At 67.5% G+C, this 11,898-nt stretch carries 10 protein-coding genes; 1 reads left to right on the top strand and 9 read right to left on the bottom strand.

The features are described 5' to 3' along the window. Positions 1–4 precede the first annotated feature (4 nt). The 7 genes from narI to moaA are packed head-to-tail and all read right to left on the bottom strand — an operon-like array spanning position 5 to position 8,563. The gene (gene narI, locus H5393_RS01975; protein WP_182765313.1) at positions 5–763 is read right to left on the bottom strand and encodes a respiratory nitrate reductase subunit gamma; all 759 of its coding nucleotides are present in this window, start codon (positions 761–763) and stop codon (positions 5–7) included. Beyond that, a complete protein-coding gene (gene narJ / locus H5393_RS01970; RefSeq protein WP_182765312.1) occupies positions 760–1,371 on the bottom strand; it encodes a nitrate reductase molybdenum cofactor assembly chaperone in 612 nt (203 codons plus the stop codon). Before narJ ends, narI begins: the two co-directional genes overlap by 4 nt. Beyond that, positions 1,371–2,951, bottom strand: a complete 1,581-nt coding sequence (narH, locus tag H5393_RS01965; protein WP_182765311.1) for a nitrate reductase subunit beta — start codon at positions 2,949–2,951, stop codon at positions 1,371–1,373. Before narH ends, narJ begins: the two co-directional genes overlap by 1 nt. Continuing rightward, a complete protein-coding gene (locus H5393_RS01960) occupies positions 2,951–6,664 on the bottom strand; it encodes a nitrate reductase subunit alpha (RefSeq protein ID WP_182765310.1) in 3,714 nt (1,237 codons plus the stop codon). The genes narH and H5393_RS01960 overlap by 1 nt, the downstream gene beginning before the upstream one ends. Before the next feature lie 56 nt (positions 6,665–6,720). After that, a complete protein-coding gene (locus H5393_RS01955) occupies positions 6,721–7,302 on the bottom strand; it encodes an NTP transferase domain-containing protein (protein ID WP_220488144.1) in 582 nt (193 codons plus the stop codon). Positions 7,303–7,306: 4 nt separating this feature from the next. Then, a complete protein-coding gene (locus tag H5393_RS01950) occupies positions 7,307–7,546 on the bottom strand; it encodes a MoaD/ThiS family protein (RefSeq protein WP_182765309.1) in 240 nt (79 codons plus the stop codon). Between the two features lie 18 nt (positions 7,547–7,564). Beyond that, the gene (gene moaA / locus H5393_RS01945) at positions 7,565–8,563 is read right to left on the bottom strand and encodes a GTP 3',8-cyclase MoaA (RefSeq protein WP_182765308.1); all 999 of its coding nucleotides are present in this window, start codon (positions 8,561–8,563) and stop codon (positions 7,565–7,567) included. A gap of 73 nt (positions 8,564–8,636) precedes the next feature. On the opposite strand from moaA, the gene H5393_RS01940 reads away from it, so the two are divergent. Continuing rightward, positions 8,637–9,242, top strand: a complete 606-nt coding sequence (locus H5393_RS01940) for a metalloregulator ArsR/SmtB family transcription factor (protein WP_182765307.1) — start codon at positions 8,637–8,639, stop codon at positions 9,240–9,242. A gap of 130 nt (positions 9,243–9,372) precedes the next feature. Here the strand turns inward: H5393_RS01940 and H5393_RS01935 are convergent, their stop codons facing one another. After that, positions 9,373–10,260: a sugar ABC transporter permease gene (locus tag H5393_RS01935; RefSeq protein WP_182765306.1), complete on the bottom strand. Its 888-nt coding sequence runs from the start codon at positions 10,258–10,260 to the stop codon at positions 9,373–9,375. Beyond that, positions 10,260–11,831 (bottom strand): ABC transporter permease subunit, encoded by a 1,572-nt coding sequence (locus tag H5393_RS01930; RefSeq protein ID WP_370585897.1) that lies wholly within the window; start codon positions 11,829–11,831, stop codon positions 10,260–10,262. The genes H5393_RS01935 and H5393_RS01930 overlap by 1 nt, the downstream gene beginning before the upstream one ends. Positions 11,832–11,898: the final 67 nt, after the last annotated feature.

Genomic DNA, 11,898 nt, shown 5'->3' with positions numbered 1-11,898 from the left:
GGTCCTAGCGGCGCGTCTTCTCGTTGTCACGGGTACCGACCGGCTCCCATCCGCGACCCGTGCGGGTGGCGGAGTGGCGCGGCGAAGTGTCGCGGGTGCGGTACACGATGTAGGGACGGAACAGGTAGTGGAACGGTGCGGAGAAGGCGTGCACCAACCGGGTGAACGGCGTGATGGCGAACAGCAGCAGTCCGATGACCACGTGCGTCTGGAACTGCCAGGTGGAGGCCGCCATCGCGTCGACGTTCGGCTGCAGGACGAACAGCGATCGGAACCAGATGGAGACGGTCTCGCGGTAGTTGTGTTCGGTGCCGTCGGCGAACCGGTCGCCGGTGAGGGTGGCGACCATGCCCAGGCCGATGACCGTGGCGAGGACCAGATACATGATCTTGTCGTTCCAGGTGGTGGCCGCGAACACCGAGCCGGTGCGCCGACGACGCCAGATCAGCAGGGCCAGGCCGACGACGAGCGCCAGGCCGGCGAGACCGCCGCCGTAGTAGGCACCCAGGTGGTACGAGTGCTGGTCGAGGCCGACCCAGTCCGTGAACACCTTGGGGATCAACAGGCCCACGAGGTGGCCCATGAGCACGGCGATCAGCGCGAAGTGGAACAGCGGGGAGGCGACCTTGAGGAGCTTGGACTCGTACATCTGCGACGATCGGGTGGTCCAGCCGAACTGGTCGAACTTGTAACGCCAGATCAGGCCGCCCACCAGGACGAAGAGAACGACGTAGGGCAGCACGCCCCAGAGCAGGAATTTCATCGTGCGGCTCCTTGCATCGTGGGATATGGCAGGAGGGTCTGCTCCAGGCCGACGGTTTCAGCAGGCGGTCCGGCCATGAGGTCGCGCACCTCGGCGCGCGACTGCGGCGAGGCGCCGCCCAACTCGGCGCAGATGGCGGCCAGCAGCCCTGCCTGGGGCAGCTTGTCCTCAGCCAGGCCGATGCGCAGCAGTTCGAGCGAAGCCCGGAACTTGTTGAGCAGTGCGACGCCCAGCTCGGGATTCCCGACCGCGGCGAATTCGAGCACCATCGGTAGGAAATCCGGCAGTTCGCCGTCGAGGTCGACGAGCAGGCCGGAGTCGCGGTACGTCTGCTTGATCGCGGCCAGCACCTCCCCGCGACGGCGGGTGTCGCCGTCGGTCCAGTACGTCAGGTGGAGCGCGTGGCGGCGGGACAGGTCGAACTCCTGGACGTGCCAGGACTGCAATTCCATCAGCGGCATGGAGCGCAGGTGGGCGATCGTCGGCGCGAAGTCTGCGGCGGCGCGGGTCTGCCCCACCGCCTCCTCCACGAGGTCGAGGCGGCCCAGGAGCTCCTCATCGGGGTACGTCAGCAGCAGGCCGGCGGCCTGGAAGATGACGGCGCTCATCACACCGCCCCCGGGTCCGTCTGGCGGGCCTTCGCCGAGGCGAAGCTCTCGATGGCCACAGGTATGGGGCGCCCGGACGACGAGCCGAACGGCCCCTCGCCACCCGCGCCCGGTCCGCCGTCGAAGTCGAGCGAGCAGCCCATCTCCTCCAGGTTGTGGGCGTCCTCCCGGTGCGCCTTGGGGATGACGTAGCGCTCGTCGTACTTGGCGATGGCCAGCAACCGGTACATCTGCTCCAGCGCCTTGGGCTCCATGCCGACGGCGTGCGCCAATTCCGGCTGCCGCTCGCGGGCGAGCGTCACGTCACGCATGTACGAGCGCATGGCCGCCAGCTTCTGCAGTACCAGGGTGACCACGTCGGCGTCGCCCGCGGTGAACAGCTCCGCGAGGTACTCGACGGGGATGCGCAGCGTGTCGATGGCGCCGAACAGGTTGCCGCCCGCCTCGGAGTCGTGGCCTTGCGCCTTCAGCAGGTCCACCACCGGCGACAGCGGCGGCACGTACCAGACCATCGGCATGGTGCGGTACTCCGGGTGCAGCGGCAGCGCGACCTTGAAGTGCTTGATCAGCGCGTAGACCGGGGAACGCTGCGCGGCCTCCAGCCAGTCCGACGGGATGCCGTTGGCCTTGGCGTCACGGATGACCTCCGGGTCCTTGGGATCCAGCATCAGGTCGAGCTGGGCTTCGTACAGGTCCTTGTCATCGGCGAGCGCGGCTTTGGTGACCATGTCGGGGTCGTAAAGGATGATGCCGATGTAGCGCAGTCGACCGACGCAGGTCTCGGAGCACACCGTCGGCAGGCCCACCTCGAGGCGGGGGTAGCACATGGTGCACTTCTCGGCCTTGCCGGAGCGGTGGTTGAAGTAGATCTTCTTGTACGGGCACCCGGTGATGCACTGGCGCCAGCCACGGCACTTGTCCTGGTCCACCAGCACGATGCCGTCTTCCGCACGCTTGTAGATGGCGCCCGACGGGCAGGCGGCCATGCAGGACGGGTTGAGGCAGTGCTCGCAGATGCGGGGCACGAAGAACATGAAGGTCTTCTCGTACTCCGCCTTGATCTCCTGGTTCGCCTCTTCGCGCAGTTTGCGCACGATGGGGTCCTGGTCGATCGTCTCGCTGATGCCGCCCAGCGAGTCGTCCCAGTTGGCCGAGGCCGTGATCGCCATGTTGTCGCCGGTGATCAGCGACTTGGGGCGCGCGACCGGGAAGTCGTCGCCGAGCGGGGCCTGGATGAGGTTCTCGTAGTCGTAGGTCCACGGCTCGTAGTAGTCGCCCAGTTCAGGCTGCACGGGCGAGGCGAAGATGCTCAGGAGCTTCTTGAACCTGCCGCCCGAGCGCAGCTTCAGCCGGCCCGACTTGGTGCGGACCCAGCCGCCCTGCCACTTCTCCTGGTCCTCGTACTGCCTGGGGTAGCCGAGGCCCGGGCGGGTCTCCACGTTGTTGAACCAGACGTACTCGGTGCCGGCGCGGTTGGTCCACGCCTGCTTGCACGTCACGGAACACGTGTGGCACCCGATGCACTTGTCCAGGTTCATCACCATGGCCACCTGGGCCATGACACGTCGCTGCTTTGCCATCAGTACTGAACCTCCTGCGAGCGGCGGCGCACCGTCGACACGATGTCGCGCTGGACGCCGGTGGGGCCGATGTAGTTGAAGGCGTACGCCTGGTGCGCGTATCCGCCGATGAGGTGCGTCGCCTTGAGCAGGATGCGGGTCACCGAGTTGTGGATGCCGCCGCGGCGGCCGGTGGCCTCCGACTTCGGCACGTCGATGGTGCGTTCCTGCGCGTGCTGCACATAGGCCACGCCGTCGGGCAGTTTCGGGGTGACGACGGCGCGGGCCACGAACACGCCGTTGGCGTTGGTGAGCTCGATCCAGTCGTTGTCCCGGACGCCGATCGACGCCGCGTCGGCCACGCTCAACCAGGCCTGCGGCCCGCCTCTGCCGAGGCTCAGCATGAGCAGGTTGTCCTGGTATTCGGAGTGGATGGACCACTTGTTGTGCACTGTGAGGTAGCGCAGGGTGATCTGCTTCTCCCCCGTGGGGCCGAGTTCGGGCTCACCGTAGGCGGCCGTCATGTCGAGGGGGGGCCGGAACGTGGGCAGGTTCTCGCCGGCGTCCGTCATCCAGTCGTGGTCGAGGAAGAAGTGCATCCGGCCCGACAGCGTGTGCCACGGCTTGAGCCGCTCCACGTTGATCGTGAACGCGGCGTAGCGGCGGCCACCGGTCTCAGAGCCGGACCACTCCGGGGAGGTGATGACCGGCTGGGGGGACTGCTGCGTCTGGGCGAAGGTGATCCGACGCTCCTCGGAGCCCTCGGACAGGTCCGCCAGGCGGCGGCCGGTCTTCTTCTCCAAGGTGTTGAAGCCCTGCGTGGCCAGTTCGCCGTTGGTGGTGCCCGAGAACATCAGGATGGCTTCTGCCAGGCGCTTGTCGGTGTTGATCGCCGGGCGGCCGGCGGCCGGGCCCGAGGGGTAGACACCGTGCAGCTTGCCGAGCTCGCCCACTTGGTGCGAGACGTCGTACTTGATGTTCTTGACGGTGAAGCCCAGCTCCTCGGCCAGGGGGCCGACGGTGAGCAACTTGTCGGCGATCGCCGTGTAGTCGCGCTCCACGACCTGCAGGATCGGCAGGTTCCTGCCGGGCACCGCGGGAAGGTCCGTGCCGCGCCAGTCCGGCACGGTGCCGCCGGGCTGGGCCAGTTGGCCGGGGGTGTCGTGCTGCATCGCCACCGCGACGAGGTCCTTGCGGGTGTCGAGGCGCCCCTTGGCCATCTCGGAGAACTTGATGGCGAGTTCGGTGAACACGTCGAAGTCCGACTTCGTCTCCCACGGGGGATCGATCGCCGGGGTGAACGCGTGCACGTAGGGGTGCATGTCGGTGCTCGACAGGTCGTACTTCTCGTACCAGGTGGCCGCCGGGAACACGATGTCGCTCAACAGGGTGGAACTGGTCATGCGGAAGTCGGCGGTGATGAGCAGGTCGAGCTTGCCCTCCGGGGCCTCGTCGTGCCACTTCACCACCTCTGGCCTGAGGTCTGCCCCGTGCTGGTTCTCCATCACGTTGTGGTGCGTCCCGAGCAGGTGTTTGAGGAAGTACTCGTTGCCCTTGGCCGAGGACCCGAAGAGGTTCGAGCGCCAGAGGATCATGGTGCGCGGCCAGTTCTGGGGCGCGTCGATGTCCTCCACCGAGCTCCTGATCTCGCCGGACTTCAGCTTCGCGGCCACGTAGTCCTGCACGCTGGGGGCCTCGCCCCGGTCGACGGCGGCCTGCGCCTGGTCCGCGAGGTCCAGCGGGTTCGCGTCGAACTGCGGGTAGAACGGCATCCATCCCAGCCGGTGGGACAGCGCCACCGCATCAGCGGTGTGCACGCCGTCGAGGCTGCCGGTGGACAGCGGCGACTTGATCCGGTCGGCAGAGAAGCCGTCGGTGCGCCACTGGTCGGTGTGCATGTACCAGTACGCGGTGCCGATCATGGTGCGCGGCGGGCGCGACCAGTCCATGGCGTTGGCCATGTTGAACCAGCCCGTCATGGGGCGGCACTTCTCTTGGCCCACGTAGTGGGCCCAGCCGCCGCCGTTCTTGCCGATGCAGCCGGTGAGCATGAGCAGCGCCATGATCGAGCGGTAGGTGGTGTCGGCGTGGAACCAGTGGCAGATGCCTGCGCCGATGATGATCATCGTGCGCCCCTCGGACTCCTCCGAGTTCTGGGCGAACTCGCGGGCAGTGCGGATGCAGGCCTCGGCGGGCACGCTGGTGATCTCCGCCTGCCACGCCGGGGTGTAGGGCGAGTCCACGTCGTCGTAGCCCTTCGCCCACGTACCGGGCAGGCCGTCGCGGCCGACACCGTACTGGGCGAGCATCAGGTCGAAGACGGTGGTGACCAGGTGGTCACCGACCTTCCGCGCGGGCACGCCCCGGCGGATGATGGAGCCGACGCCTTTGGGGTCCTCGAAAACCGGCAGCGCCACCTCGACGCCCTGGGCGCCGGCCAGGTGGAGGAGCGACAGGGCCGGATCGATGCTGCCCAGTTCCAGGTTCCACTGGCCGGCGCCGTCCTCGTTGTAGCGGAAGCCCATCGAACCGTTCGGCACGGCGGGCCCACCGGCGGTCTGGTCCCACATCACGGTCTTGAAGGCCGCGTCCGGCTTGTCGGCGTGCTCGGGCAGGTCTGCCGCGGTGAGGAACTTGCCGGCGGTCAGGCCATGGCCGTTCGGGTGCTCCACCAGCGTGATCAGCATGCCGAGGTCGGTGTACTGCTTCACATAGTCCTGGAAGTAGGGCACCTGGCGGTCGACGAAGTTCTCCTTGAGCATCACGTGGCCCATCGCCATCGCCAGGGCGGCGTCGGTGCCCGCCTGGGCGGGGAGCCATTCGTCGGCGAACTTCACGTTGTCCGCGTAGTCCGGGGCGACGGTGACCACCTTGGTGCCGCGGTATCGGACCTCGGCCATCCAGTGCGCATCCGGCGTGCGGGTGACCGGCACGTTGGAGCCCCACATCATGAGGTAGGTGGCGTCCCACCAGTCGCCGGATTCCGGCACGTCAGTCTGGTCGCCGAAGACCTGCGGCGACGCGACGGGGAGGTCGGCGTACCAGTCGTAGAAGCTCGTCATGGCGCCACCGATGAGGTGCGTGAAGCGCGTGCCGATGGCGTGGCTGACCTGGCTCATCGCCGGGATGGGCGAGAACGACACGACCCGGTCGGGGCCGTAGTTCTTGATGGTGTTGACGTAGCTTGCGGCGGCGATCTCGAGCGCCTCGTCCCAGCTGATCCGCACGAGGCCACCCTTGCCGCGGGCCTGCTGGTAGCGGCGGCGTTTGGCGGGGTCCGTCGAGATCTCGCGGAACGCCTCGACCGGGTCGCCGAGCCGCTTCTTGGCCTCGCGGTACATCTCTATGAGGACGCCGCGGCCGTACGGGTAGCGGACCCGCGTCGGGGAGTAGGTGTACCAGGAGAACGCGGCGCCGCGGGGGCACCCGCGCGGTTCGTACTCCGGACGGTCAGGGCCCGTGGTGGGATAGTCGGTCTGCTGGGCCTCCCACGTGATGATGCCGTCCTTGACGTAGACCTTCCACGAGCAGGATCCGGTGCAGTTCACGCCGTGCGTCGAGCGCACCACCTTGTCGTGGCTCCACCTGTCACGGTAGAACACGTCGCCTTCGCGTCCGCCCTCGCGGAACACGGCCCGATCATCGTCTGTGGTCTCCCATTGAGTGAAGTACCGCCCGAGTTTGAGGAGGGCGTCAGAGGCGGGGCCGTCAAGGCGCGCGGAATCTGTACTCATGCGCCACAGTCTGCCTTCATCGAAGCCCGTTTGTATGACATTTTCGAAATTATGTCTTACGGCGTGTCGTAGAGCAATCGACCTGCCTGAGCGAACTCCTCCGGGGTGTCGAGATCGGCGGTGACCGACGACGACGCGGGCACCCGCGCGACGTCCAGGCCGCCCAGGAAACGGCGCACGGACAGGTCGCGCACTTCCTCCACCTCGTCGACGGCGCGGCGCAGTGCTCCGAGGCGGTAGCGGCCCGCGAGGTACTGGGGCCACCCCTGTGCGTCGACCAGCACCACACCGTCATCTCCGAGCGCGGAGGCGGTCAGGAGGTCGACGACCGCGTCTGGGTTCGCCAGGTCGCCGGCGAGGACGATCACGGTGTCCACCGCTGCGTCCCCACGTGGTGTGTCCACAGCCAGCAGCCCCGCCACGATGCCCGCGACCGGACCGCCGAAGGGTGGGTCCTCCAGCACGAACTCGACGGCGAGGCCCGGCTGCTCCTGACCTGCCACCGCCACGCGCCCGGCGACGCGGGCCGCAGCCGCGCAGGTGCGCGCAAGCAAGGTGGCGCCGTCGAGTTCGAGGGCCAGTTTGTCCGTGCCCATGCGGGCCGATCGGCCCCCGCCCAGCACGATGGCGGCGATCACGGGATCATCCCCCGGCGAAGGGCGGCAGCACGTCCAGCGACCGGACTTCAGAAAGATCGATGCCGCGGTCGGTGATGCGGGTGCCGTCTGCGAGCAGTGCGCTCACGTTCAGCACCTTGGCGAGGCGCTCGTTGCCCTCGGCGAGTTGGTCGACCACCTGGTCCGCAGTCAGCCCGCGGGCGTCGATGATTCGGTTGTCGGCGCCTGCCGCTTCGGCAGCGCCGGCGAAGAACCGGACCTCCACTGATTCATCTCCCTACTGTCAGCCGCCGATGGCGCTCATCGTGCGGTCTGGCTGGACGAAATCCACCTCGTCGATCCCGTGGGCCTTCGGCTTGGCGCGGTGGGCGCCGGTCCAGGCGGCGACCAGGTCGTCGTCGGAGCCGCCACCGCGCAGAATGGCGCGCAGGTCCGTCTCCGTGCGGGAGAACAGGCAGGTGCGCACCTGGCCGTCCGAGGTGATGCGGGTGCGGTCACAGTCGCCGCAGAAGGGGTGCGTCACCGAGGCGATCACACCAACGAGCCCGCCCGGCTGCGCGGCGTCGGCCGCGACCCGCCACAGTTGGGCTGGGGCCGCACCGCGCGGTTCCTCGGCGGGGCCGAGTTCGAAGCGTTCTTCCAACGCGCCCAGGATCTCGGCGGCGGTGACCATGGCGTCGCGGTCCCACTCCCCCTTGGGCCCCAGCGGCATCTGCTCGATGAAGCGCAGCTCGTAGCCGCGCTCCAGGCAGAACTGGGCCAGCGGCACGATGTCGGGCTCGTTGATGCCGCGCATGATCACGGAGTTGATCTTGACCGGACGCAGGCCGGCGGCCTGTGCGGCCTCGATGCCCCGCAGCACATCCGGCAGCCGGTCCCTGCGGGCGAGCTGGGCGTAGCGCTCGCGGGCCAGCGAGTCCAGGGAGATGTTGACCCGGTTGAGGCCGGCGGCCACCAGGCCCTTGACCCTCTTGTCGAGGCCGAGGCCGTTGGTGGTGAGCGCCAACTCGGGGCGGGGGGTGATGGCCGCTGCCGAGGCGATGATGCGCTCCAGCCCGGCGCGCAGCAGCGGCTCTCCACCGGTGAAGCGGATCCTGGTGACGCCCAGCTGCTCGACGGCGACCCTGATCACGCGCGCCATCTCGTCGTCGGTGAGGGTTTCGTCGACGGGCTGCCAGTCCAGCCCTTCCGCGGGCATGCAGTAGGTACAGCGCAGGTTACAGCGGTCCGTCAGCGAGACGCGCAGATCACGCGCCGTACGTCCATATCCGTCAACCAGCATGTCCGCATGGTACCCCTGAATTTCACCACACCCCTCGTGTTAATCCTCCGCACCGCTGTGTTTAAATGGATCGATGCACGGTCTAGGTCCCACTCGTACCCGCGTTCTGTCACTCCTGCAGTCGGCCAGCGGGCCATTGACCGTGGGCGCAGTCGCCCAGCAACTGGACCTGCACAAGAACTCGGCCAGGTTCCACCTCGACGCCCTCGTCGACTCCGGTTTTGCGGAGCGCTCCACGGAGCCCAGCGGCCGCACCGGCCGCCCGCCGCTGCTCTACTCCGCCACCAGCGAGTCCCCCACGATCGGCAACACACACCTCCTGGAACTGGCCAACGCCCTGCTGGGCGAGTTCGTCGCCCCGGAGAGCGACGGCCCGGAAAGGGCCAGACACGCCGGCAAGAGCTGGGGCGCACGGTCCCGCGACCCCGAGGCGCTGGACGTCGAGGGCCTCAAAGCCCACCTCAGCCAGCGTGGCTTCGGCGTGCTGACCACGGAGGACTCGCTGACGTTCACCCGCTGCCCGTTCCGCGAGGTCATCGATGTCGACCAACTGCCGCTGGTCTGCTCCGTGCACCAGGGCCTGCTGGACGGCATCACCGAGGGCTCCCGGTTCACCGTGGGCCACCTCGAGGTAGGGCCACGGGTCTGCCGGGCAGCGCTCAGCGTCGAACTGACCTGAGCCTGCTTCGCCCTGCCCAACGCCATCGTCGCGCCACCCGCGACCATGGCGGCGCCGTTCAGTCACCAGGTCCCGCCTCGGCCTCAGCGGCACCTGCACCGTCGCGCTGCGCGGGCCCGGACCTGACGCGTCAGCCCTTCACGCCACCTGCCGTCAGGCCGGAGACGATGTACTTCTGGAGGTACATGAACAGCAGGATGATCGGGATGGCGGCGATGACCGCGCCCGCCGCGAACAGCCCCCACGGGGCGTTGCGCTCATCGGAACCCCAGACGTACAGGCCCACCGCCAGCGTGTAGTTCTCCGGGCGGGCCAGGATGACCTTGGCCAGGATGAACTCACCGTAGGAGCCGACGAAGCTGAGGAGGCCCACCACCGCGAGGATGGGCGTCACCAGCCGCATGATGATGCCCCAGAACACCTGGGCATGCGTGGCTCCGTCGATCTTGGCGGCCTCGTCGATGTCCATCGGGATGGTGTTGAAGAAGCCGTACATCAGGAAGGTGTTGGCGCCCAGGGCGCCGCCCAGATAGATGGCGATGAGCTGCAGGTGCGAGCCGATGCCCAGGATCGGGAAGATCTCGCCGAGGGTCAGCGCCAGCAGGAAGATGGCGATGAAGGCCAGCATCTGCGGGAACATCTGGATGATCAGCAGCGCCGTCAGCCCGCCACGGCGACCTGTGAACCGGAAGCGACTGAAGGCGTAGGCCGCGGCCGCGCCCATGAGCACGGTGCCGATGGCGGTCACTGAACTGACGAAGAACGAGTTGATCATCCACTTCGTGAAGTCCGTGGTGAACAGGCGCTCGTAGTGGACGCCGCTGAACGCTCGGAACAGCCGGTTGGAGCCCGTCAGGGTGCCGCCCGGGTTGAGCGAGGCCGACAGCACGTAGAGGATCGGGAACAGGCAGTAGGCGATCACCACCAGGGCGAGGATGTGCTTCCACCCCACTTGGCCCCACCAGCGGCCGCCGCGCAGGCGGGTGTCGTTGTCACCGTTGGCTAGCTTCCTGGCCATCACATGATCTCCTCAAGCTTGCGGGTCTGGCGGAAGCCCAGCCACGAGATGAAGCCGACCACCACGAAGATGAGGATCGACATCGCGCTGGCCAGGCCGAACATCCGGTTGCCGCCCTCGAACGCGATGGCGTAGACCATCGAGATGAGGATGTCGGTCTCACCGATCGGCCACGGTGCGCCCGCATAGTTGGGCCCACCGCCGGTCAACATGAAGATCAGCGAGAAGTTGTTGAAGTTGAACGCGAAGCTCGCGATCAGCAGCGGCGCGACCGACACCAGCAGCAGGGGCAGGGTGATCGACCAGAACCGGCGCAGCGGACCTGCGCCGTCCACCACCGCGGCCTCGGTGAGCTCGCCGGGAATGGACTGCAGAGCTCCGGTGGCCACCAGGAACATGTACGGGAAGCCCAACCAGAGATTCACGCCCAGGATGGCCAGCTTCGCCATGGTGCCGTCCGTCAACCACGGGATGGCCGCCCCTCCCAGCAGCACCTCGTTGATGAAGCCGAAGTCGCGGTTCAACATGCCGCGCCAGACCAGCGCCGCGAGGAAGCCGGGGAAGGCGTAGGGAAGGATGAACAGGGCCCGGTAGAGGGTGCGGCCCTTGATCCGGGGATCGTTGAAGACCACCGCCAGCATCAGGCCGAAGGCGAAGGTGGTGAGCACCGACAGGATGGCGAACGCGAACGTCCACCCCAGCGCCGCGAAGAACGGGCCGGCCAGGCGGCCGTCGGTGAACATCGTCGTGAAGTTGTCGAAGCCGACGGTGACGCGCCAGCCGGGCGTCAGCGTCTGGCCGTCCTCGGCGACGAACAGGCCCTGGCTCTCGTCAGCCGTGTAGACCTTGCCGTCGGGATCCGTGAACGTGTCGGCGGCCCCGTCATAGGTCAGCAGCGACTTCGCGACATAGGCCATGGCGGCGTTGTCGGTGCGCAACCACCCGTCGTCGGGGTTGTCCGTCATCGACACGCGCAGGTCGAGCACGTCGCGTTGGCGCTGCTGGATCTCGGCGAGCGTGAGCACTTCGGCGCCCGGCACCTCGGCGACCCTGTCACCGTCGACCACTGCATCGGGAATCTCCTCGAGCGGGGTATCGGTGTCGCCCACCTTGGCCACTCCGTCCTGCACGACGGCGAACGCCACCTCGCCTTCACGCTCCAGCACGGTGACGGGATAGGTCTGGGTGCCCTCGACGCGGCGGTCGGCCGTCTTCATGATCTGCGTGATCGCGGGGGCCTTGGCGTCGTTGTGGCCATCGCCGTAGTTGGTGAAGGCCACGTAGGCCGTGTTGGCCATCACATAGATCTGGAAGACGATCAGGAACAACAGGCCCGGCACGAGGTACTTCGCGGGGACTGCCCGCTTCGTGAAGTACACGTAGTCGACGACGATGAGTGCCAGTGCCAGGAAAATGAGGACTCCCCATTCCTGCTGGCCGTAACTGGCCAGGATGCCGTACAGGCCAAGGGCGTTGACCAGCATCATCAGGACGAGCTTCACATAGAAGCCCGGGCGCGAGATGTCGCGCGCGTGGGAGAGCCGCGGCGACGGGTCTGTCGAGCTGCTCACAGTTGATCCACCTTCGCTTCGTTGCGGGATTGATATTGACTCTAGGGGAACGGGTTGCCCCGGACGT

The sequence above is a fragment of the Tessaracoccus sp. MC1756 genome, assembly GCF_014164735.1.
GTDB lineage: Bacteria > Actinomycetota > Actinomycetes > Propionibacteriales > Propionibacteriaceae > Arachnia.
Note: the sequence above shows the minus strand (reverse complement) of the source record. Positions and strands in the feature narration are given on the sequence as shown.